We start from the raw sequence: 22,831 nt of genomic DNA, 5'->3' as shown, positions 1-22,831 counted from the left end.
TGTGCACATCCGGACGGGATGCTGCCTGACATCAATCAGTGAAAAGTGAACAGGATGGTGAAACTGATGGCCGAAGCGCCAACAGCCGGCTCTGACGAAAGCTCGGTGGACGCGTTCCTGCAGGGAGGCACATCGCTGCGCCACGCCCCGGGACCATACTTCGGCTCGTACGGCGGCCGGTGGATGCCTGAATCACTGATCGCGGCCCTCGACGAGCTTGAAGACACCTTCGAAAAGGCCAAGGCCGACCCGGAATTCACCGCCCAGATCGACGATCTGAACAAGAACTACTCGGGACGGCCGTCGCTTCTCACCGAGGCCAAGCGGTTCTCCGAGCATGCCGGGGGAGTGCGGATCTTCCTTAAGCGCGAAGACCTGAACCACACGGGCTCGCACAAGATCAACAACGTGCTGGGCCAGGCGCTGCTGGCCAAGCGCATGGGCAAAACCCGCGTTATTGCCGAGACCGGAGCCGGCCAGCACGGCGTTGCCAGCGCAACCGCCGCCGCCCTGCTTGGCCTTGAATGCGTTGTCTACATGGGCGCCGAAGACTGCCGCCGCCAGGCACTGAACGTCGCCCGGATGGAGCTCCTCGGCGCCACCGTGGTGCCGGTGACCAACGGCTCGCAGACCCTCAAGGACGCGATTAACGAGGCGCTGCGCGACTGGGTCGCAAACGTCGGGACCACGCACTACCTGCTCGGCACCGCTGCGGGCGCGCACCCGTTCCCCGCGATGGTCCGCTACTTCCACGAAGTCATCGGCGAGGAGGCCCGCGAGCAGATCCTGGCGCAGACCGGCCGCCTGCCCGACGCCGTCTGTGCCTGCATCGGTGGCGGATCCAACGCCATTGGCATCTTCCACGGCTTCCTCGATGACCCGTCCGTCAAGATCTATGGTTTCGAAGCCGGCGGAGAGGGCGTCGACACCGGCCGGCACGCCGCGACCATTACGCTTGGCCGTCCCGGCGTGCTGCACGGTGCCCGCTCGTACCTTATGCAGGACGACGACGGCCAGACCATCGAATCACACTCCATTTCGGCGGGACTGGACTACCCCGGCGTCGGCCCGGAGCACTCCTACCTCGCCGACATCGGACGCGTCAGCTACGAGCCCATCACTGACAGCGAAGCCATGGAGGCCTTCCGGCTCCTGTGCCGCACCGAGGGCATCATCCCGGCCATCGAGTCCTCGCATGCCCTTGCCGGCGCCATCAAGGTGGGCCAGCGCCTGGCGGCAGAGGAGGGGGCCGAGGGCAAGGCATCAGACAAGATCGTGATCGTTAACCTGTCCGGCCGTGGTGACAAGGACGTGGCTACAGCAGCCGAGTGGTTCGACCTCCTGGACAAGAATTCCGCAGAGGCGGCCATCGGCAAGGAAGGGGAGCAGCTGTGAGTACCGCACAGATGACCAGCAAGTCGGCAATAGCCATTGACAAGGCCCGTGCAGAAGGACGGGCGGCCCTCATCGGCTACCTGCCCGCGGGCTACCCGAGTGTCGAGGAAACCATCGCCGCCGGGATCGCCCTGGCGCGGAACGGCGCCGACCTGATCGAAATCGGCATTCCCTATTCGGATCCCGTGATGGACGGCCCGGTCATCCAGGCCGCCACCACCGAAGCCCTGGCCAAGGGTTTTTCCGTCCGCCAGGTCTTTGACGTGGTCGCCGGCATCACCGCCGAAACCGACGCCGCCGTTCTGGTCATGACCTACTGGAATCCCGTGGTTCGGATGGGCGTGGACGAGTTTTCCCGCCGCCTGGCGGAAGCCGGGGGAGCGGGCCTGATAACTCCGGACCTCATTCCCGACGAGGCCGCCGAATGGATGGAAGCCTCCGACAAGTACGGGCTGGACCGCGTGTTCCTTGTGGCGCCGTCCTCCACCACCCAGCGCATGCGGCGCACCGTCGAGGCCAGCCGCGGCTTCGTGTACGCCGTCTCCATCATGGGCGTCACCGGGGCACGCTCCTCCGTGAGTGCGGCCGCCGAAGGTGTGGTGACGGCGGCCAAGGCAGCCGGGGCGGAGCGGGTCTGCGTAGGCCTCGGCGTCTCCAACGCCGGACAGGTCGCGGAAATCGCAGCCTACGCCGACGGCGTGATCGTGGGAACGGCCCTCGTGTCCGCCATTCGGGGGGGCGGCGTGGACGCCGTTGCAAGCCTGACCAAAGACCTCAGCACCGGACTCACCAGGAAGTAGCCCTTCATTATGCAGATGCTCCACTCCGCGGCGGCCCTGCTCCCGGTCAACATGATCCCGGTGAACATGGTTCCGGCCAGCATTCCGAGCCCGGACTGGTCCGGCTTCGACATTCCGCTGCCGTGGGGTTCTCTGCGTATCCACGCCTACGCCCTGTGCATCCTTGCCGGTATCGTCGTCGGCCTCTGGCTGACCTCGGTCCGATGGGCCAGGCGCGGCGCGCCGGAGGGGAGCGTCTGGGACATCGCCATCTGGGCCATCCCGTTCGGCATTATCGGCGGCCGGCTGTACCACGTCTTCTCCTCTCCGGATGCCTACTTCGGCCCCGGGTTCGACGGCACCGGCGACCTCTCCCTGATCCCGCAGATCCAGCGCGGCGGCCTCGGGATCTGGGGTGCCGTGGTGCTTGGTGCCTTCGGCGCCTGGATCGGGTGCCGCCGTGCCGGCGTCAAGCTGACAGGCTTCATGGATGCAGCGGCACCGGGACTGCTGCTGGCCCAGGCCATTGGACGGTGGGGAAACTACTTCAACCAGGAGCTCTTCGGCGGGCCCACCACGCTGCCCTGGGGACTGCAGGTGGATGCGGACAACGCCAACTTCCCCAGCGGGTATCCGGCGGACACCCTGTTCCACCCCACGTTCCTGTACGAGTCCCTCTGGAACATAGCCGGTGTGTTGCTCCTGCTGGCGCTGGACAGGCGGTTCCACTTCCGCCGGGGCCGGCTCTTCTGGCTGTACGCGATGTACTACACGCTTGGCCGGGTATGGATCGAGGCCATGCGCATCGACGACGCCGAGCAGATCGGCCTCTTCGGCGTCACGGCCCGGCTGAACGTGTGGACAAGCATTATCGTCTTTGTCGCCGCGCTGGCCGTGTTTATCGTCCTGGGGCGCCGACAGACAGCAGACGCGGACAGCGTTTACCTTCCCGGCCGGAAGCCGGCCGCCCCGGCGGCAGACCGTGCCGCAACGGCCGGACAAACGGACGACGGCGGCCCGGCGGAGCGGGATAAAGACCCGGAAGGGGAGCGGGAAGGCGGCTCCGCCGCCGTCCGGAGTCTGGTCCGTGGTACGGACCCCGTTGTCTCAGATAGTGAATCGCGTGATAATCTGCCAGATAACGAAAACGGTCCAGGCTACTCTTCTGCCCCAACGGAAGCAGTGCCGGCGTCCACCGGCGGCACTTCGCCCGCCAAGGTCTCGCCGGATGCCGGAAAGTCCGGTGCAACAGCCAATGGAACCGAGTCGGAGACTGACGGCACCCGCTAGTTCAGGAGCCGGCAAGCAGGGCCGCCAGAGCTACCGCTCGGAGCGCCCGACACCACAGCGTCGTGGCATGGGACCATATCGGGCAGCATAGAGCTGCTGGCCGGTCAAGCCCGGGCTGGAGACCTGCGTAACTGTTAGTTGAGCAGGTGTCCCTGCCCTACAATTTCCAGTAAGCAGTAACACTTTGTTGTGCCCATCACAGTGGCGCTCTGAGTGGGGCCAACGTTGTCCCTTCCATACGCACGATCAGGAGGAAGGACGTCTCCCATGACCCAAACTCTTTCAAGCCCCAGCTGGTCCGAACCGGTCCAGCCGGACGCTGCCATGTCACCGTTCAAGCGGTTCGCGGCGCTCCCTGAGGCATCCGGGCTCTACAACCCTGAGCAGGAGAAGGACGCCTGCGGTCTTGCGATCATCGCCACCCTGCGCGGCGAGCCCGGCTACGACATCGTTGACGCTGCACTGACGGCCCTGCGCAACCTGGAGCACCGCGGCGCTGTCGGCGCCGACGAGGGAACAGGTGACGGCGCAGGCCTCCTGATGCAGGTCCCGGACGAGTTCTTCCGCGCCGTGACCGAATTCGAGCTGCCCGCGCCGGGGCAATACGTCGTGGGCACCGCCTTCCTCCCGGCAGAGGAACGTGAAGCCAACGCGGCCAAGGCCGGCATTGAAGGCCTGGCCGCAGATGAGGGCCTCAAGGTGCTCGGCTGGCGCGAAGTGCCTGTCGTGGCCGACCTTGTCGGTGCCATGGCCCGCGCCTGCATGCCGTACTTCTCCCAGCCGTTCCTTGCCTCCGCTACCGGCGAGGAGCTCGAGCGCAACGAACTCGATGCCCGCGCCTGGCGGATCCGCAAGCGCGCCCAGAACAAGTTCGGTGTCTACTTCCCCTCGCTGTCGTCGCGCACCATTGTCTACAAGGGCATGCTGACCACCGCGCAGCTGGAGCCGTTCTACCCCGACCTTTCGGACAAGCGCTTCAAGACCAAGCTGGCGATCGTTCACTCGCGCTTTTCCACGAACACGTTCCCGTCATGGCCGCTGGCCCAGCCGTTCCGCACCATCGCCCACAACGGTGAGATCAACACCGTCAAGGGCAACCGGAACTGGATGCGCGCCCGCCAGTCGCAGCTGGCCAATCCGCTGTTGGGCGATGTCCCCGAAGAGCTGTTCCCGATCTGCACCCCCGGTGCCTCGGACTCCGCCTCGTTCGATGAAGTGGCCGAGCTGCTCTGGCTTTCCGGCCGCCCCATCACACACGCGATCATGATGATGATCCCGGAGGCGTGGGAAAACCACGCCACCATGGACCCCGCACGGCGCGCGTTCTACGAGTACCACTCCCTCCTGATGGAACCGTGGGACGGCCCTGCCGCCGTGTCCTTCACCGACGGCAACCTCGTCGGTGCCACGCTGGACCGCAACGGGCTCCGCCCGGGCCGCTTCTGGATCACCGAGGACGGCCTGGTCGTCTTCGCCTCCGAGGTGGGCGTCATCGACGTCGAGCCCTCCAAGGTGGTGCGCAAGGGCCGTGTTTCCCCGGGCAAGATGTTCCTGGTGGACACCGAAGCGGGGCGCATCATCGACGACGAAGAGGTCAAGGCCGAGGTAGCTGCGGCGAACCCCTGGTCCGAGTGGGTCAAGGACAACCTGATCGACCTGAACGACCTCCCGGAACGCGAGCATGTGGTGCACACGGCTACGTCCGTGAACATCCGCCAGCGGACCTTCGGCTACACCACGGAAGAGCTTAAGATCCTGCTCGGCCCCATGGCCCGCACCGGCGCCGAGCCGCTGGGCGCCATGGGCTCCGATACGCCGGTAGCGGTGCTGTCCAAGCGCCCCCGCCTGCTGTTCGACTATTTTGTGCAGTCCTTCGCCCAGGTCACCAACCCGCCGCTGGACGCCATCCGCGAAGAGCTGGTCACGTCCCTGATGTGCGCCATCGGACCCACCGGCAACCTGCTGGACACCAAGCAGGTCCGCCAGCCCCAGGTCCAGCTGCCGTTCCCGGTTATCAACAACGACCAGCTGGCCAAGATCGCCAACATCGAGGACGCCGACGGAAACCGCGTGGCCATGAAGGTCCGCGGCTTGTACCGTCCCGAAGGCGGCGAAGCCGCCCTCCGCGCCCGCCTCACGGAGATCTGCGAGCAGGTCTCCGGCGCCATCAACCGCGGCGTGCAGTACATCGTGCTGTCCGACCGTGACTCCAACGCCCAGTGGGCGCCGATTCCGTCGCTGCTGCTGGTCAGTGCCGTGCACCACCACCTGCTGCGCAGCGCCAACCGCACCAAGACCGCGCTCGTGGTCGAAGCCGGCGATGTCCGCGAAACGCACCACGTGGCCGTGCTCATCGGCTACGGCGCGTCGGCCGTCAACCCGTACCTGGCTATGGAATCCGTAGAGCAGCTGATCGCTGCCGGCGACGTCGTGGGCGTCACCCCGCAGGACGGGGTGTACAACCTGATCAAGGGCCTCGGCAAGGGCGTCCTGAAGATCATGTCCAAGATGGGCATCTCCACCGTGGCTTCGTACACTGGCGCGCAGACGTTCGAAGCGCTGGGCCTCGGCCAGGAGCTGGTGGACGAATTCTTTGCCGGCACGCACTCCCAGCTGGGCGGCGTGGGCCTGGATGTCATCGCGGCCGAGGTCTCCGCACGCCATCAGATGGCCTACCCCGAGGGCGGCATCGAGCAGCCGCACCGGCCCCTGCTGGGCGGCGGCGAATACCAGTGGCGCCGCGACGGCGAGCCGCACCTGTTCAACCCGGAGACGGTCTTCCGGCTGCAGCACGCCACGCGTGAGCGCCGCTACGACATCTTCAAGGCGTACACCAAGGGCGTGGACGACCAGTCCGAGAACCTGATGACCCTGCGCGGGCTCCTCAAGTTCAAGGACGGCCTGCGCCCGCCGGTGCCGCTCGAGGAAGTGGAGCCGGTCTCCAGCATCGTCAAGCGCTTCTCCACCGGTGCCATGAGTTACGGCTCCATCTCCAAGGAAGCCCACGAGACGCTCGCGATCGCCATGAACCGGCTGGGCGGCAAGTCCAACACCGGTGAAGGCGGCGAGGACGTGGACCGCCTGATGGATCCGGAGCGCCGTTCCGCCGTCAAGCAGATCGCCTCCGGCCGGTTCGGCGTCACCAGCCTGTACCTGACCAACGCTGATGACATCCAGATCAAGATGGCGCAGGGCGCCAAGCCCGGCGAGGGCGGCCAGCTGATGGCCCAGAAGGTGTACCCCTGGGTCGCCCGCACACGCCACTCGACCCCCGGCGTCGGGCTCATTTCCCCGCCCCCGCACCACGACATCTACTCGATCGAGGACCTCGCGCAGCTCATCTACGATGCCAAGCGCGCGAACCCCTCGGCACGTGTGCACGTCAAGCTCGTCTCCGAGGTGGGAATCGGCACAGTTGCCGCCGGGGTCACCAAGGCGAAGGCCGACGTCGTGCTCGTTTCCGGGCACGACGGCGGAACCGGCGCCTCGCCGCTGAACTCGCTCAAGCACGCCGGTGTCCCGTGGGAGCTGGGTCTCGCAGAGACGCAGCAGACGCTCATGCTCAACGGCCTGCGCGACCGCGTAGTCGTGCAGGTGGACGGCCAGCTCAAGACCGGACGCGACGTCGTCATTGCCGCCCTGCTGGGCGGCGAGGAATTCGGCTTCGCCACGGCACCGCTGGTGGTTGAAGGCTGCATCATGATGCGTGTCTGCCACCTGGACACCTGCCCGGTGGGCGTGGCCACGCAGAACCCCGAGCTGCGTGCCCGCTTCAGCGGCAAGCCCGAGTTCGTGGTCAACTTCTTCGAATTCCTGGCCGAGGAAGTCCGCGAAATCCTCGCGGAACTTGGCTTCCGGAGCATTGAGGAAGCGATCGGCCACGCGGAAATGCTGGACACCCAGGACGCCATCAGCCACTGGAAGGCCGAAGGGCTGGACCTCGACCCCATCCTGCACGGACTGGAGTTCGACGACGACGCGCCGCTGCGCAACCTGACCGGCCAGAACCACGAGCTGGACAAGCACTTCGACCAGCGTCTCATCACGATGTCTGCCGAAGCGCTGACCGACCGCGCCCCGGTGAAGATCGCCGTCGACGTCATCAACACGGACCGCTCGGTGGGCACCATGCTCGGCCACGAGGTCACCAAGAAGTTCGGCACGGACGTCCTGGCGACGGACACGATCGACATCACCCTGACCGGCACCGCCGGGCAGTCGCTGGGCGCCTTCCTGCCTGCCGGCATCACGCTGCGCATGTACGGCGACTCCAACGACTACGTGGGCAAGGGCCTCTCCGGCGGCCGCATCATCGTCCGTCCTGACCGCACCAACGTGTTCAAGGCGGAGAGCAACGTCATCGCCGGCAACGTGATCGGCTACGGTGCCACGAGCGGTGAACTGTTCCTGCGCGGCCAGGTGGGCGAACGCTTCCTGGTCCGGAACTCAGGAGCCACGGCGGTTGTCGAAGGCATCGGTGACCACGGCTGCGAGTACATGACCGGCGGCCAGACGCTGATCCTCGGACGGACCGGCCGCAACTTCGGTGCAGGCATGTCCGGCGGTACCGCCTACGTGCTGGACCTGGACAACGCCCGCGTGAACAAGCAGGCGCTGGAAGCCGGCGAACTGCAGCTCCTCGAGCTGGACGCCGAGGACCGTGACATCGTTCACGGGCTTTTGGTCAGGCACGTCGAGGAGACTGAATCCCAGCTGGCCGCGCGCCTGCTCGAGAACTTCGACGACACCGCTGCCCGCATTACCAAGGTGCTGCCGCGCGACTACGCGGCCGTGCTGCAAACCCGCCTTACCGCCATCGAAGAGGGCCTGGACCCCGACGGCGAAGAAGTATGGTCTCGAATCCTGGAGGTGACCGGTGGCTGACCCACGCGGATTTCTGAAAGTACGCCAGCGTGAAACCCAGCCACGCCGCCCCGTTCCCGTCCGCATCATGGACTGGAAGGAAGTTTACGAAGCCCAGGAAAAGGGCGTCCTGAAAAGCCAGGCCGGCCGCTGCATGGACTGCGGCGTGCCGTTCTGCCACCAGGGCTGCCCGCTGGGGAACCTGATTCCCGAGTGGAACGACCTCATGTGGCGGGACAAGGGCGAGGAAGCGATTGAGCGGCTGCACGCCACCAACAACTTCCCCGAATTCACCGGCCGCCTGTGCCCGGCCCCCTGCGAGGCGTCCTGCGTGCTGGGCATCAACCAGCCCGCCGTGACCATCAAGCAGGTCGAGGTCTCCATCATTGATGAAGCCTTCGACAACGGCTGGGTCACCCCGCTCCCGCCGCACCGCCTGACCGGCAAGACCGTGGCCGTGGTCGGCTCCGGCCCCGCCGGCCTGGCCGTCGCCCAGCAGCTGACCCGTGTGGGCCACACCGTCGCCGTGTACGAACGCGACGACAAGATCGGCGGCCTGCTGCGCTATGGCATCCCCGACTTCAAGATGGAAAAGGAGCAGGTGGACCGCCGGCTCGAGCAGATGAAGGCCGAGGGCACCCGCTTCCGCACCGGCGTCAACGTCGGCACCGACGTGACCTGGGAGCAGCTGCGCCGCCGTTACGACGCTGTTGTCATTGCCACTGGTGCCACTGTGCCCCGGGACCTGAAGATCCCGGGCCGTGAGCTCGAGGGTGTCCACTTCGCGATGGACTACCTGGTTCCGGCCAACCGTGCCGTGGCAGGGGAGACGCCGGCGAACCACATCGACGCCCGCGGCAAGCACGTGGTTATCCTAGGCGGCGGCGACACCGGTGCTGACTGCATCGGCACGGCGCACCGCCACCAGGCGGCTTCGGTGACCACCCTGGCCATCGGCAAGCAGCCCCCGGCGGAGCGCGCCAGCCACCAGCCGTGGCCGACGTTCCCCACCCTCTTCGAGGTCGCCAGCGCCCACGAAGAAGGCGGTGAGCGCACCTACCTCGCCTCCACCGTGGAGTTCGTCGGTGAGGACGGCAAGCTGACCGGCGTGAAGGTGGCTGAAACCGAATTCGTCGACGGTAAGCGCGTCCCCAAGGCCGGCACCGAGCGGATCATTCCCGCGGACCTGGTGTTCCTGTCCCTGGGCTTCACCGGACCGGAGCCTGCAGGCATCACCGAGCAGGTCCACGCCGAATTCGACGGACGCGGCAACGTGGCTCGCGACGGCTACTACATGACCAACACCGAGGGCGTCTTCGTTGCCGGTGACGCCGGCCGCGGACAGTCGCTGATCGTGTGGGCCATCGCTGAAGGGCGCGCCGCCGCCGCAGCTGTGGACAAGTACCTGATGGGGAGCACGATTCTTCCCGCTCCCGTCGCCCCGACGGACCGCGCCATCGCCGTCCTCTAGTTATGCATCGGGGGGAGATATTCACCTCCACGACAACTCAACCAATGCAAGTGACCAATAGGGTAGGTATATGAGACGCGCAAAGATTGTGGCCACGTTTGGACCGGCAATTGCCAGCTACGAAAACACCCTCGCGGTGCTGGAAGCCGGCGTTGACGTCGCCCGAATGAACATGAGCCACGGCGATTACTCCGTGCATGACAACACCTACGAGAACGTCCGTAAGGCCGCGGCCGACCTTGGCAAGGCCGTAGCGATCATGGCCGACCTGCAGGGCCCGAAGATCCGCCTCGGCCGTTTCGTCGACGGCCCGCACGAACTCGCGGTCGGTGACATCTTCACGATCACCACCGAAGACGTTCCCGGCACCAAGGAAATCTGCTCGACCACGCTGAAGAGCCTTACCGAGGACGTCAATGTGGGCGACGCCCTCCTGATCGACGACGGCAAGGTCGCCCTGCGCGCCGTGGAGGTGGACGACGTCAAGGTCGTCGCCGAAGTGACCGTCGGCGGCATGGTGTCCAACAACAAGGGCATCAACCTGCCCGGCGTCGCCGTGAACGTCCCTGCCCTGAGCGAGAAGGATGAGGACGACCTCCGCTGGGCCATCCGCCGCGGCGTCGACCTCGTTGCGCTTTCCTTCGTCCGCGACGCGACCGACATCGCCCGCGTCCACGAGATCATGGACGAGGAAGGCCGCCGCGTTCCCGTCATCGCCAAGATCGAGAAGCCGCAGGCCGTGGAGCAGCTGCACGAGATCATCGACGCGTTCGACGCCATCATGGTGGCCCGTGGCGACCTGGGCGTGGAGCTCCCGCTCGAGGAAGTGCCGATCGTGCAGAAGCGTGCCATCGAACTGGCACGCCGCTGGGCGAAGCCGGTCATCGTGGCCACCCAGGTCCTCGAATCCATGATCGACAACCCGCGCCCCACCCGGGCCGAGGCCTCAGACTGCGCCAACGCGGTGCTCGACGGCGCGGACGCCGTGATGCTCTCCGGCGAGACGAGCGTCGGCAAGTACCCGATCGAGACCGTCAAGACCATGGCGCGGATCATCGAGTCCACCGAAGAGCACGGTCTGGAGCGCGTCCCCCCGCTGGGAACGAAGCCCAAGACCCGCGGCGGCGCCATCACCCGTGCCGCCGTCGAAATCGCCGACCAGCTGGACGCGAAGTACATCTGTACCTTCACCCAGTCCGGTGACTCCGCCCGCCGCCTCTCCCGCCTGCGCCCGATCAAGCCGGTCTTCGCCTTCACCCCGGTGGAGCAGGTGTGGAACCAGTTGGCACTGACCTGGGGCATCCAGCCGCAGCTCGTTGCCATGGTGGGCCACACGGACGAAATGACTGCCCAGGTTGACCAAAGCCTGCTGGACATGGAACTGGTGGAAGACGGCGACCTCGTGGTCATCGCTGCCGGTTCCCCTCCCGGAAAAGCCGGCTCCACCAACTCGCTCAAGGTCCACAAGGTGGGCGACCTCGCAGACACCTCACGCACAGGCGAGGGTACGACCAGGGAAAAGCTCGGCCCGTGGCCGGAAAAGAAGAAGAAGAACCAAGCCGCTGAAAAGTAGCTGACAAAAAAAGGAGGATCCCCGCCGGCTGGCGGGGATCCTCCCTTTTTGGCTTTTCTGGGTCTGCTTCTCGGGATTAATCCCGAAGGAGGACCCGCGCCGTTGGGCGTGGATCCTCCTGCTGGTTTTCGGGGTCAGTTGACCTGGTTGATGATGGTCTCGGCGACCTCGCGCATGCTGAGGCGGCGGTCCATGGAGGTCTTCTGGATCCAGCGGAAGGCCTCCGGCTCGGTGAGTCCCATCTTGGTGGTCAGCAGGCTCTTCGCGCGCTCCACGAGCTTGCGAGTGGCGAACTGTTCCTGCAGGTCCGTCACTTCGTTCTCGAGGGCCTTGATTTCCTCGTGCCGGGACAGGGCGATCTCCAGGGCGGGGATGAGGTCCGCGGGGGTGAAAGGCTTCACCACGTAGGCCATGGCGCCGGCGTCGCGCGCACGCTCCACCAGTTCCTTCTGGCTGAACGCTGTCAGGAGGACCACCGGGGCAATGCGGGCCTTAACGATCTTTTCGGCGGCGGAGATACCGTCCATGACGGGCATCTTGACGTCCATCAGGACCAGGTCAGGCTTGAGTTCCTCAGCCAGCTGCACGGCCTTCTCGCCGTTGTCAGCCTCGCCGATAACGTCGTAGCCTTCACCGCGCAGGATCTCGATGATGTCCAGGCGGATAAGGGTTTCATCCTCAGCGACAACTACGCGGCGCGCCGGCTGGGACGTGGTGTTTGACTCCGTCGGTTCTGACACGGGATCTCCTTGAAAAGGTACGGCGGGACTATGACTATCTTAGTTGGGACCCGCGGCTGTACTTGGATCTGCATGGCTTGTTGCGGCGGCGCTGGCGCGATTCTGGACTTTAGCCTATCTGCATGTAGAGTAATTCCGCGCACTGGAAGTGGCTGCGTTGCTCACAATCATGATGTGAGTCTACGATTGTTACTCCGTGTACTCCGCGCCCGAGTGGCGGAATTGGCAGACGCGCCGCACTCAAAATGCGGTATCGAAAGGTGTGTGGGTTCGAGTCCCACCTCGGGCACAGTGTTTCCGCAGGTAGGAGGCCTGTTAGCTCTTTGGGTGTTGACAAAACCGCCCAAAGTGTTGACAGCGGCGTACCGTTTTCTGTGTGGCAAGCATTCGAAAACGCACCAAGAAGGACGGCTCATCGTCCTACATGGTGTTGTGGCGGGATCCGAAGAGCCGCGAGCAGCAGGGCATCACTGTTCCGACCCTCATCGAAGCCGAGACGCTGAAGAGGCTCTTGGACGCCAACGGCCAGTCCTTCGAAATCGCGCAGCATGCCATCCTGTCGAACGAGAAACGCACGCCCACTGTGGCCGAAGTCATCCAGGAACACATCGACCTGCTGATCCGTCCATCGAGCGGAACCACGAAGACGTACCAGACCATGCTGGACCTGCATATCCGGAACGTTATCGGCCATGTGCCGGTGGACAAGCTGGACTATCGACTGATCGCGCACTGGGTGAAGTCGATGATGGCAAAGGGCAAGGCGCCGAAAACCATCCACAACGTGCACGGCCTGATCTCAGCCGCCATGAATACCGCTGAGATGCTTGGCTATATTTCGCGGAACCCTTGCCGCGGCGTTCAGCTTCCCGGCATAGAGAAGGCCGAGGATGAGGCGATGTTCCTTACCCATGCGGAGTTCAGCCTGATCATGGAGGGGATGGGGGAGCGTTACAAGGCCTTCACGAACTTCCTGGTCATGACCGGCACCCGCTTCGGCGAGGCCACCGCCCTTACCGTGGCCGACGTCGACCTGCTCTCCAAACCGCCCACCGCCCGGATCAATAAAGCATGGAAGCGGGACGGCCAGTCCAAGTTTTACGTCGGGGCCACCAAGACCGGTGCCGGTAAGCGGACAATAGGCCTGAACCCGGCGCTTGTTGAGCTGCTGATCCCGTTGGTCGCAAGCAGGCCGGGAAAAGAACTTGTGTTTACGACGCCCAAGGGTGGCCGAATCATCCACAAACTCTACTGGCACCACTACTGGGTCCCTGCCGTTCGCACAGCCCAAGCTATCGGCCTCACTAAAGATCCAAGGATCCACGACCTCCGCCACACGCATGCGTCCTGGCTGATCCAGGACGGGGTGCCCTTGTTCACCATCTCGCGCCGGCTGGGACACGCCTCTACGAGGACTAGGAGCAGGTCTACGGGCACTTGATGCCGGAGGCGCTGCAGGCCGGTGCGGATGCCACGGAGCGCTCGATAACGGCCTTTCTGCACTAACGGTGCTGTTGCTCAGAATGGCATGGCCGGTGTCCGGCGCTTGGGAGCGTTGCCTGACTCGCGCTTCCGGTCATGTCGATTGGTCTCCACGGGGCCATGTAAGTGGAAAGTAACGGCTTCCTTTTGGAGATCCCGTGGAGATCGAATTTTTTGAGCCCGCCGAAGCAGCCGCCCTGATGCGCTGCACAGAGTCATGGCTCCGCGACGGCGCCACAAGCGGACGCTTCCCCCATGCATGCTGGGGAAAGGGAAAGATCATTTTCACTTCCGAGCACATTCTGGAAATCGCAAAGTTGAGCGAGATTCTCCCTGACAGCACTGGTTCCTCGCTCTCCGGCAGTGGGCCCGTGATGAAGGAAAGGCTCATCGGTACCCGCTCGAAGGTCAGACTGGCAAGCGCGAACTGAGCAAGGGCGTCGCTTGCCGTCCGGGCCATGGTTTGAACGGTTGAGCCAGCGAGTGGTACTCGAAGCGGATTTCCCCAGAGGACCGAGGGGCGCTACGTGTGGCCGGCATAACGGACACGGTTACCCTCGGCAGGCGGTGGTAAAAGCTAGCGTGGAACAACCGCCTATAAAAGGATCATGCAGACCACCTGTTCTCCCGCCAGAATTCTGTCTGCTGTCTCCGCATTGATGCTGGCTGGGGCATTAGTAGGTTGTGATGCTGCGGCCAACGCCCTTGAGGTCATCAAAGGGCGTTGCAGGCATCGGTGCGCCAGCCACGGTGGACCCGGCCTTTGCCGGTGACGCCGCCAACGCCCTCGTCCAACTGAAGAGCATCCCGGTGAAGGGGCGCGCTCCAAAGACCGGCTACACGCGCGATGAGTTCGGACCAGACTGGACCGACGTCGACCGGCACCCGCAATGACATCCTCGCTCGGGATCTGACCAACGAAACGTTCAAGCCCGGCACCCACAACTGTGTGATCGCAACGGGAACCCTGGCTGACAAGTACACCGGTACGACCATTATCTTCACGCGCGGCAAGGACACCAGCTCCGATGTCCAGATCGACCACATCGTCCCCCTCAGCGATGCCTGGCAGAAGGGCGCGCAGCAGATCAGCGCCGAGCAGCGCAAGCAACTTGCCAACGACCCGCTGAATCTCATGGCCGCCGACGGACTAATTGACAGCGCTAAGGGCGACAAGGACGCCGCCACCTGGCTGCCGCCGAACAAGGCCTTCCGATGCGAGTACGCGGCACGCCAAACTGTCGTCAAGGCCAAATACAGCCTCTGGGTTACCCAGGCCGAGCACGACGCGGTCGTCAGCACTCTGGAGGGCTGCAGGTAGACCCGGCCGGCACTGAAACTCCTGGAAGAGTGGGGCAGGCGCGGGTGCACAGGCAACAGCACCCGCAGTGCAACGATTCCAAGGATCCAGCCAACCCGACTGCATGAGGGAAGAGTATGGGCGCCGCTTCACGTTCGGTGAACCGTCAGTGGAAGGATTGATCCTCCTTGTTCATGAAGTAGTCGACGCTGGTGTATCCGCCGTCAGCCACGATCGATGCCCCGGTGATGAAGGCAGCCTCGGAGCTCAGAAGGAAGGCGACGACTTTCGCAATGTCGTCGGGGCTCCCGTTGCGGCCCAAGGGAGTGAGAGTTGCCGCCTCGTACGGCTCGGTCAGTATCCCGGAGTCGACCCAGCCTGGTGTTACCGCGTTGACCCGGACGCCGCGGGGCCCAAGCACGTTGGCGAGGCTCAGGGTGACTGAGAGAAGTGCGGCCTTGCTGGCTGAGTAGGCTATGCCCCGGAACGAGCCGACATATGCGTCCGTGCTGGCAATGTTGACTATGCTGCCACCAGGGGAAAGGCGGGGACCTATCGCTTGGGCGAGGATCAGCGGGGCAGTGACGTTGACCGCCAGCGTCCTGTCCCAGACATCCAGCGTCATCTCTTCGAATGGCTGCTTCTCGAGGATCCCGGCGTTGTTAACGAGGGCAGTCAGTGGAAATTCCTCGCAGATCTGCTGCGCGAAATTCTGTGTTTCTGCTCTGTCAGCCAGGTCAACATGGCGTATCTGGACGTCATGAGTGCGGGCCAACTCTTTCGCTTCGTCGAGCCCGGTTTTGTAGGTGGCTACCACGTGCCAGCCGCCCTCTGCCAGCGTCTTGGCAATGGCCCGGCCGATGCCGCGGGCGCCTCCGGTGACTAATACGGTCGTCCGTTCGCCGGGCATTGATGTCTCCTTGAATTCATGAGGAACGGGTAGGAATACTGTGGGCCTGACCGGCCTAGAACACCAGACCCACCTGAGAATCAGTGAGCGCACGAGCCCGCCGCTTCCTGACCAGTGCCCAGGACGTGAGCTCAGCATCTATACCGGCGGGCCGGGGTGTGTATGGCGCATCGCGGCGAGCGACTTCGAGGACTTTATTGTGGAGTCCCATCTGCGCACTGCAGAGCGGCTTGCCCGGACAAGCTCAAGGATGAGGGCAAGTGGGTAGACGGGACACCGCCGGCATGTGACCTCCAAAGAGCTCATCCGAAAGACGCCCCGGTGGAGCGGCGATTTTCGTTGACGGATGGATGATCGCCCTGCCTGCTGCAGTCACTAGGACACGCCCTCGGGCTCCACGAGACTGATAGTGCCCAGGAGCCCCATGGAGATATGACGGCTCCAACGGTGGAAGCGGCAATCCATGAACTGATGGATCTCGCCTGGAATGTTGTCTACGACCTACTCGAGCAGCGGGGTCTGCTCGAGGACGGGCTGATCGTGGAAGAGTACACCGGGATCCATTCCTGGGTAGAAAACCTGACACGCTACACAGTGGTTCACTCCCGGACGGTCGCGGTCCTGTTCGTGGATACGCGGCCCGTGGACGCCATCGTCTTCCAACACGATCTTTTGGGAGGTCCGGGAATGCCGCCCGGACATCGAGGATTTCCTGCTGGAGTTCCTTCAGGCCTGTGATCTTTCCCGTGGCGGCGCTCTCGCGGCGGTAGTCGGCGGTGACGATTGCGTCGAAAGCGCTGACGTCACCCTCGTCCCAAGCTGCGGTCAAAGTGTGGTTTCCGAGACCGAACGCATCGCTCCGGTGCTCGCGAAGGTCCTGACGGACCGCCTCACCGCAGCGTTGGGCGGGGCTGATGAAATTGAGGCGTTCGGCAAGTCGGCTGTTGTCGGGTTGAACGGGGAGGTTGAGCACGCCGCGGCGCTGATCCATACACCGTACTGCGGCAATCTCGTTCGCGAGTTCCTCGAAGGCACATCGATCCTCTCCTTCTCAGACGACCGCGCAGAACCAGGGACTTCCATCGCCGTGCCCATGTGGCACAAAGAAGCCGCCTCCACGCGCAGCCACTACCAAACCCTGACGCTGAGCCTGAGCGAGCGCCCCATCCGAACGAAATCGTCGTCATAGCCGCCGCGTCCACAGGGTCACGTCCGCACCCGCGCATCGGCGACCGAACAACTGACCAACCCGTAACCGCTAAAATCCTGGAGGGAATCCTGCCGTGAACATCCGCAAGATCGTTACTTTGTCCGAAGAAATCCTGACCGAAGGCGGCCGCCCCGTCACCCCCGGAGCCCGCATCGCCGTCGCAGTCGCCGTAGTGGACAACCCATGGGCCGGCCAGGGCTTCGTCGAAGACCTTACCGAGGGCATCGATGCCACAGCCTCTGATCTCGGCGCTCCTCGCCCCGAAAGTCATCGAGGCACTCGGCGCCCCTGTCGAGGCCTACGGCAAGGCAGCCATTGTGGGCATCGATGGGGAGATCGAGCACGGCTCGGCGCTTATCCACACACTGAAATTCGGCGACCACTACCGCAAGGCCGCATCCGCGACCACCCTGCCGCCCGCGGTCGAGAAACGTGCCCCGGCCGGCACCGTGTTCGACATCCCGATGAAGCACATCACGGATGCGACCATCCGCTCCCACCACCAGACCGTCGAGGTCAAAGTCGCCGATGCTCCCCACCCCGGTGAAATCCTCATTGCCCTCGCGGCCTCCGCCCAGGGCCGGCCCCAGGAGCGCCTGGCGCCCCTCTCCACCGAACAATGACAAGAACGCCGGAAAGCCCCGTTGCCCTCCTGCATGGGGCCGGTCTCGATTCAACCATGTGGGGGCCCGTCCAGGATGCCCTCGGGTGTGAGTCAATTGCCATCGACCTTCCCGGGCACGGGCGGCAGCCGCCCCTGACGGAACCGGTCACGCTCGAGGAACTGGCCGCCGATGTGCTCAAACGCCTCCCCGAACGAAGCCACCTCGTGGGTTTCTCGCTGGGTGCCTTGATCGCGCGCATCGCCAGATTCCATCCCGAGCGGGTCGAGACGCTCACCTGCGTGAGCTCTGTGTCTCCTCGCACGAGTTCGCCGTCGCCAACGGCTGCAACGTGATGGTGACGCCGCTCATGAAGGGCGACGAGGAGGTCGAAGACCTCGCGCGCAAGTTCGACACCGCTGTGGAGAACAACCCCGGAGTTCCCCGCCCGGACCTCATGGTGCTCCGCCACACCCACGTCCACTCCGCAGACGAGCCCGAGGGATGGCGGCGCCCAGCCGAAGGCATCAACAAGTTCTACAGGACGTTTGATGCCTGGTTCGGAAACAAGACCACCCCCAAGAACGGTTTCCTCGAGCCCAGCCCTGAAGAGAAGTTCGCCGACCGCCCGGAGTTCACGCCAGAATCCCTCCACCAGACGGCGATGATCGGGATGCCGGACGAAGTGATCGAGCGGCTCCGCCGCTACGAGGCACTGGGCGTAACCGAGTTCAGCGTCTGGTCTGACAACAGCGTGACCCATGAGGAGAAAAAGCGCTCACTCGAACTCTTCATCGAGCACGTCGTGCCGGCATTCCAGGAGCAGCCCGCTACCGCGGCACGCTGATCTCCCGTGGTGGCTGAGCCACGACAACGGCTCAACTGCACTGCAGGCTGGGCGTCGGTTCCGGGATGACCGGACCGGCGCCCGCCTGCCGTGCAGTGCTAAAACGCGGTGCCCCAGGATGCTGACGAAACCGCCAGTACGAGTACTTGAAAGTGTGAACGAGCGGCGGGGAACGAACAGCCAGGATGTATTGGCGCCTGAAGCCGGCGTCGAGAGCGACCGCTCTGGCGCGGGGATCCACGCCCCTTGAGCGCCTAAGCTGCGCAAAGAAAAGGTAAAAGCAATGAAGTTCGGTAAGCAGCCCGCCCCCGTTGCGGATATCAACGAAGACTCCCTCGCCGTCGGTAAACCGAAAACGGAACCTGCCGGTGTGCAAGCCGTAATGGTGGCACTGGAGCGGGCTGTGGCCCAAGCCGGCGTGACCCGGACGGCACAGTCGCTGCTGCGGCTGAACCAGCGCGGCGGCTTCGACTGCCCGGGTTGCGCCTGGCCGGAATCGGACAAGAAACGCAAGGCTGCCGAATTCTGCGAAAACGGCGCCCAGGCCGTGGCCGAGGAGAACACCCTCCGAACCGTCGGTGCGGAGTTCTTGGCCAGGCATTCCATCGCCGAGCTCTCAACCAAGAGTGAGTACTGGCTGGGTAACCAGGGCCGGCTCAGCGAACCGGTGGTGATCCGGGAAGGGGAGACCCACTATTCGCCGATCTCCTGGGCCGAGGCCTTCGAGCTCATCGGGTCTATTCAAGTGCCGTTGAGTTCTTCGTCGGGCTCTTCGCCCAGTCCTACGTCCGGGAAGTCAACGAAGGAGCAGCGTTCGCCTGGTGCCCGGAATGGTACAAACAACCCCGAAGCCCTGATCCGAATGGAAGCCGTCTGGCGGGCTTGGGAACACCTCCGCCTCGAGCCGGCCCTCGGGATCAGCACCTGGTGGCTGAACCATGCCGACCCGCACATGCGTGTCCTCATGGACAAAGAAGGCCCCTTCAAGAAATGCGCTTACGACGGACATAAGACTCCCACTCCGGAGAAGGCGGCACTGCCACACGTCATACCCGAGGCAGGAATCTTCGACTGATGGGGCAGGGCAGCGTTACCTGGGCATTTTCACTGTCGGTAGTGCCATTTCCCAGACCCTTTTCCGAGCCGCTCGCGCTGACGTTACAGGGAGCCGGACGCGATGTGGCACGTCGAAACCCTGCTCTTGTGGCATTAACCTCGGTGCTCTAGGGTATGGGCTCAGGCCACAACGGGGCCTGTACAACTGGGGAGGTGTGTCATGGCTGAAATCAACGCCTTACTGGCAGGGCTGACGCCTGAGGAACTGGAAGAAATCAAGGGGCTTGGCCCAAGGGGGCATCTGGGACGGCATCTGATCGAAGCCCTGGACCGCGCCGCCGGCGGGCCGGATGCAGGGAGGGGCTTCTACGTCCTCGACGGTTCGGTCAACGGAAACGGGGGACAGTTCCACATTCTCCGCGATGACGTCAGCGATCGGATCTTCCAACCCCAGACTGCCCAAGGCTAGGCCGGCAGCGGGGAAACCCCAGATCTGCTGGGATCGACAGCAACGACCTGTGCACTTCTGCGGATGAACCGCCGATCAGGCATAGGGCGACCGGCAGGCGTGAACGTCGCTAGTTCGCGGCCAGGTACTGCTGCACGATGGACTCAGGGACGCGCCCGCGGAGGTTGACTTCCATGCCATGGGCGAGGGCCCATGCCCGGACGTCCTTGGTTGAGGGTCCGGCAGGGCCCAAATCAATGGCGCTCTGCTTGCGGCCGCCCGTACGGCGGGCCTTGGCGGTGAAGCGCTCCAGTGAGGAGCGCAGCTCCTCGGCGTTTCCGTCGTTCAGATCCACCTCGTAGGAGTTGCCGTCGAGGGCAAACTTCACAGTCTGGTTCGCTGCGGTGCCGTCCAGGTCATCGATAAGTTCCACTACACGTTTCTGAGCCACCCGAAGAGGCTACAGGCTTGAGCTGGGGCGACGCCGCAGGCCAGGGGGTGTGTCAGCGCTCCGGCATGATGGACAGCTGAGGCGGGCAAAGCCCGCTGGTGTTTGTCTTGTTCCCTGCTACACGCGGTCTTCGATTACTTAGTGCCGGGTTTAGAGCTCACGCAGGTAGCACAGCATCCGGCAGTCCGTGCCCGGCTGGATGTTGGTGAAACCGTGGCGTTCGTAGAAGCGGCGGGCATCGGTATCGACCTCATCGACGTTGATGTGCATCTCGGCTCCGCCGCGTTCACTGACCTCGTGGACCGCGGTTGCCAGCAGTGCCGTGCCGATGCCCTGGCCGCGCAGGCGGGGCTGGACGTAGAGTTCCTCGAGCTGGGCCAGGGCTCCGTCGTAGTACGGGGTGGGCCTCAGGGTCAGGAACGCGAAACCGGTCGGGTCGACCGGGGTCCCGGAGAGCAGGACAAGCACGTCAGTGCGGGCCAGGAGGAACCTGAACCGGGTGGTAAATTCCTCGGCGCTTGGCCCGGGTGTTTTAAATTCGGTGTTGAAGTCGTAGAGCAGGCGCCCGACCACGCCCGCCTGCCCGGTCGATGCAATGAAGACATCTGTGGCGTCCATGGGCCCATTCTGCGGGCCAACCGCTACTTCTGGAAGCCCAGTACGGGCTGCAGATGGACTTCGACTCGCTGCCGCAGCAGGTCTAAGCCTGGGCGGTCCGTCCGGCAGAAATGGACGGGACCGCCCAGGCTTAGACCTGCTGCGGTGCGGCTTCAAAGGTGACGCCCGGGTCTTTCCGATGCATCGCCCCACTCGAACCAGCAGCTCTTCTCTTAAGCCAGCAGTTCCTTTTCATGTCAGGGGGCCGCCGGACCCAGCGCTGGCTGGGGACTGGCCGGGTCCAGTGGCTGGCCGGAGTTACCTTATCGACCAGTTCCTTAACTGACAGGTACTCCTTGGGTTACCCGGCGGACCTTATGAAACTCATACCTGTCCTCTCAAGGCCGCCCGTGCGTTCAGTTCGATTGAAGATGTAGAGCGGGAGGCCGGTGGGTTTCGGCGTGTGCCGGGACACCGGAGGTTCCTCCGGCCGTTGATTCAATCCCAGAGCGGTCTGGGGGTCGTGGTCTGCCCGGCGTCGCCTGCCGCGGTCCACATGCGTGTATCTCACCATCGGCTCAAGCGAGAGCCAAGTCTCTTTTTGTGCCACAACCGGTGGCACAAATGCAGGCCGCGTGGACCCCGGTCCGCCGCCGGTCTCTTCGCTCCGCGGTTGGAGCTACTCCGGCGCGCTGAGAAAGGGACCATAGCGTTGGGGCCAGTGGGAGACCCGAACCTTTCGGAGCGGTGAGCGCTGGGGGCCGGTCGCTCCGGGGGAGCGGGTCTGAGCCAGCGGATGCTGCAGGCCAAGGATGCAGTGGCAGTCATGACGAGAGCCAAGATAGGCGCGGCGGAAGTCTTTTGTTTAGGCCTGGTACTCATCCTCCGCCGGCGGCATGAAACCCACGCGATCCACCCGTCGGTGGTAGCGCATGCCGGCGATGCCACCCAGGACAGCAGCTATCAGGGCTGCGGCGGCCGCGACGATGATTGCGATGAGATCGCTGCTGCTGGGCTGCCCGTCGAGCAGTGGAATGCCAGGGAAACCACCGCCGGTGCGGGAGCCATTGAGGCGCAGGCCGGCGACCATGCTCAGCAGGACTACAACACCGGCCATAATGACTGCCCACAGCCACACCATCAGACCCTGCCCGGCACCGTTGAAGCGCGCCATCCGCCCCGCCACGTAGCCGCCCGCGAAAAACGAGACGAATACGATCGACAAGGGAAGGATGATGCCCAACATTCCGTCCGGCGAGGACACCACGCCGGACACGATATTGGCCTCCGAGCCCGTCATGAGCCCTGCCCCCATGCCCGCCACGATGAGAACGACAGTCAGCAGAACGGCAATACCTGCGGCTGACAGCCATCCGAAGAAGGCCGACCCGACTTTGATGCCACCGAACCGATCCTCTTGGCGGGCGATGACGACGTCCGCGATGGCGGTGCCCCCGTCAGCGGTGAGGAGAGCGGCACCGAAGCCGGTTGCGGGATTCGCGTAGCCGGGCTCCTCGTCGTAGCCGGCTCCCTCGGTGTAACCGGTTTCCTCGACGTAGGCACCGGCGGGATCGAGATCACCCGGTTCCTCCGTGTAGCCGGAGTCCTCGCCGTAACCGGTGTCGGCCGGAGGATATCGAGGATCCTGAACTATGGCCTGCGTCGCGTCGGCGTCATCCTCGAAGCGATAAGCGACGATGTCGTCGTTAGCGAGGCCACCGGCCGGGTCTACGGAATTTTGGCCGTCTTCATGATCCTGGGGCCCGCCGTTGGGGACCGCTGCGCTGCCCATCACGCATCCTTGTTTTCAGTGCCTG

22 protein-coding genes, 1 tRNA gene and 2 pseudogenes are annotated in these 22,831 nt (G+C 64.3%); 20 read left to right on the top strand and 5 right to left on the bottom strand.

Going from position 1 to position 22,831, the window contains the following annotated elements:
- Positions 1-66 precede the first annotated feature (66 nt).
- The 6 genes from trpB to pyk all read left to right on the top strand — a co-directional run bounded on the left by trpB (position 67) and on the right by pyk (position 11,371).
- Positions 67-1,395: a tryptophan synthase subunit beta gene (gene trpB, locus M1E01_RS11590; RefSeq protein ID WP_457974944.1), complete on the top strand. Its 1,329-nt coding sequence runs from the start codon at positions 67-69 to the stop codon at positions 1,393-1,395.
- A gap of 11 nt (positions 1,396-1,406) precedes the next feature.
- Positions 1,407-2,195 (top strand): tryptophan synthase subunit alpha, encoded by a 789-nt coding sequence (gene trpA / locus M1E01_RS11585; RefSeq protein WP_457974943.1) that lies wholly within the window; start codon positions 1,407-1,409, stop codon positions 2,193-2,195.
- A 9-nt stretch (positions 2,196-2,204) separates the two neighbouring features.
- On the top strand, positions 2,205-3,464 hold the full coding sequence (lgt, locus tag M1E01_RS11580) for a prolipoprotein diacylglyceryl transferase (protein WP_457971749.1): 1,260 nt from the start codon (positions 2,205-2,207) through the stop codon (positions 3,462-3,464).
- Positions 3,465-3,731: 267 nt separating this feature from the next.
- Positions 3,732-8,348: a glutamate synthase large subunit gene (gene gltB / locus M1E01_RS11575; RefSeq protein ID WP_457971748.1), complete on the top strand. Its 4,617-nt coding sequence runs from the start codon at positions 3,732-3,734 to the stop codon at positions 8,346-8,348.
- Positions 8,341-9,798, top strand: a complete 1,458-nt coding sequence (locus tag M1E01_RS11570) for a glutamate synthase subunit beta (RefSeq protein ID WP_457971747.1) — start codon at positions 8,341-8,343, stop codon at positions 9,796-9,798. The genes gltB and M1E01_RS11570 overlap by 8 nt, the downstream gene beginning before the upstream one ends.
- Before the next feature lie 70 nt (positions 9,799-9,868).
- A complete protein-coding gene (gene pyk, locus M1E01_RS11565; protein ID WP_309124580.1) occupies positions 9,869-11,371 on the top strand; it encodes a pyruvate kinase in 1,503 nt (500 codons plus the stop codon).
- 134 nt (positions 11,372-11,505) lie between these two features.
- On the opposite strand, the gene M1E01_RS11560 is transcribed toward pyk, so the two are convergent.
- On the bottom strand, positions 11,506-12,111 hold the full coding sequence (locus tag M1E01_RS11560) for an ANTAR domain-containing response regulator (RefSeq protein ID WP_309124581.1): 606 nt from the start codon (positions 12,109-12,111) through the stop codon (positions 11,506-11,508).
- A 207-nt stretch (positions 12,112-12,318) separates the two neighbouring features.
- Between M1E01_RS11560 and M1E01_RS11555 the strand changes: the two genes are divergently transcribed.
- The 5 genes from M1E01_RS11555 (at position 12,319) to M1E01_RS11535 (ending at position 14,914) form a co-directional block, all read left to right on the top strand.
- Positions 12,319-12,400, top strand: a tRNA-Leu gene (locus M1E01_RS11555).
- A gap of 135 nt (positions 12,401-12,535) precedes the next feature.
- Positions 12,536-13,552: a tyrosine-type recombinase/integrase gene (locus M1E01_RS11550; protein WP_457974942.1), complete on the top strand. Its 1,017-nt coding sequence runs from the start codon at positions 12,536-12,538 to the stop codon at positions 13,550-13,552.
- Between the two features lie 199 nt (positions 13,553-13,751).
- A complete protein-coding gene (locus M1E01_RS11545; protein ID WP_457971746.1) occupies positions 13,752-14,024 on the top strand; it encodes a hypothetical protein in 273 nt (90 codons plus the stop codon).
- Between the two features lie 274 nt (positions 14,025-14,298).
- Positions 14,299-14,487 carry a hypothetical protein gene (locus tag M1E01_RS11540; protein WP_457971745.1) on the top strand — a complete coding sequence of 63 codons (189 nt, stop codon included), beginning with the start codon at positions 14,299-14,301 and terminating at the stop codon, positions 14,485-14,487.
- Positions 14,441-14,914: an HNH endonuclease family protein gene (locus tag M1E01_RS11535; protein WP_457971744.1), complete on the top strand. Its 474-nt coding sequence runs from the start codon at positions 14,441-14,443 to the stop codon at positions 14,912-14,914. The genes M1E01_RS11540 and M1E01_RS11535 overlap by 47 nt, the downstream gene beginning before the upstream one ends.
- A 145-nt stretch (positions 14,915-15,059) precedes the next feature.
- Here M1E01_RS11535 and M1E01_RS11530 read toward each other — a convergent pair whose 3' ends face one another.
- Complete coding sequence (locus M1E01_RS11530; protein ID WP_457971743.1) at positions 15,060-15,803, bottom strand: SDR family NAD(P)-dependent oxidoreductase; 744 nt, start codon at positions 15,801-15,803, stop codon at positions 15,060-15,062.
- A gap of 432 nt (positions 15,804-16,235) precedes the next feature.
- Here M1E01_RS11530 and M1E01_RS11525 point away from each other — a divergent pair, with 432 nt between their 5' ends.
- From M1E01_RS11525 to M1E01_RS11485, 9 genes and pseudogenes are all read left to right on the top strand, one after another.
- A complete protein-coding gene (locus M1E01_RS11525; protein WP_457971742.1) occupies positions 16,236-16,541 on the top strand; it encodes a hypothetical protein in 306 nt (101 codons plus the stop codon).
- A gap of 94 nt (positions 16,542-16,635) precedes the next feature.
- Positions 16,636-16,992, top strand: coding sequence for an amino acid synthesis family protein (locus tag M1E01_RS11520; protein WP_457971741.1), 357 nt, complete (start codon positions 16,636-16,638; stop codon positions 16,990-16,992).
- A gap of 94 nt (positions 16,993-17,086) precedes the next feature.
- Positions 17,087-17,203 (top strand): annotated as a pseudogene (locus M1E01_RS11515) (amino acid synthesis family protein); the annotation flags it as partial.
- Positions 17,204-17,240: 37 nt separating this feature from the next.
- Positions 17,241-17,636, top strand: coding sequence for an amino acid synthesis family protein (locus tag M1E01_RS11510; protein ID WP_457971740.1), 396 nt, complete (start codon positions 17,241-17,243; stop codon positions 17,634-17,636).
- Between the two features lie 56 nt (positions 17,637-17,692).
- Positions 17,693-17,971: an alpha/beta fold hydrolase gene (locus M1E01_RS11505; RefSeq protein ID WP_457971739.1), complete on the top strand. Its 279-nt coding sequence runs from the start codon at positions 17,693-17,695 to the stop codon at positions 17,969-17,971.
- Between the two features lie 14 nt (positions 17,972-17,985).
- Positions 17,986-18,462: an LLM class flavin-dependent oxidoreductase gene (locus M1E01_RS11500; protein WP_457971738.1), complete on the top strand. Its 477-nt coding sequence runs from the start codon at positions 17,986-17,988 to the stop codon at positions 18,460-18,462.
- 283 nt (positions 18,463-18,745) lie between these two features.
- A pseudogene (locus M1E01_RS11495) lies at positions 18,746-19,198 on the top strand (hypothetical protein); the annotation flags it as partial.
- Between the two features lie 126 nt (positions 19,199-19,324).
- Complete coding sequence (locus M1E01_RS11490; protein ID WP_457974941.1) at positions 19,325-19,537, top strand: DUF4913 domain-containing protein; 213 nt, start codon at positions 19,325-19,327, stop codon at positions 19,535-19,537.
- A gap of 201 nt (positions 19,538-19,738) precedes the next feature.
- Positions 19,739-19,987, top strand: a complete 249-nt coding sequence (locus M1E01_RS11485) for a hypothetical protein (RefSeq protein WP_457971737.1) — start codon at positions 19,739-19,741, stop codon at positions 19,985-19,987.
- A gap of 109 nt (positions 19,988-20,096) precedes the next feature.
- Here the strand turns inward: M1E01_RS11485 and M1E01_RS11480 are convergent, their stop codons facing one another.
- From M1E01_RS11480 to M1E01_RS11470, 3 genes are all read right to left on the bottom strand, one after another.
- Positions 20,097-20,417 (bottom strand): histone-like nucleoid-structuring protein Lsr2, encoded by a 321-nt coding sequence (locus tag M1E01_RS11480; protein ID WP_457971736.1) that lies wholly within the window; start codon positions 20,415-20,417, stop codon positions 20,097-20,099.
- A 150-nt stretch (positions 20,418-20,567) separates the two neighbouring features.
- Positions 20,568-21,035 (bottom strand): GNAT family N-acetyltransferase, encoded by a 468-nt coding sequence (locus M1E01_RS11475; protein WP_457971735.1) that lies wholly within the window; start codon positions 21,033-21,035, stop codon positions 20,568-20,570.
- Between the two features lie 844 nt (positions 21,036-21,879).
- Positions 21,880-22,806, bottom strand: a complete 927-nt coding sequence (locus M1E01_RS11470; protein ID WP_457971734.1) for a hypothetical protein — start codon at positions 22,804-22,806, stop codon at positions 21,880-21,882.
- Positions 22,807-22,831: the final 25 nt, after the last annotated feature.

The organism is Arthrobacter sp. D1-17 (assembly GCF_054130535.1).
This window is presented reverse-complemented; position numbering and strand designations above follow the sequence as displayed.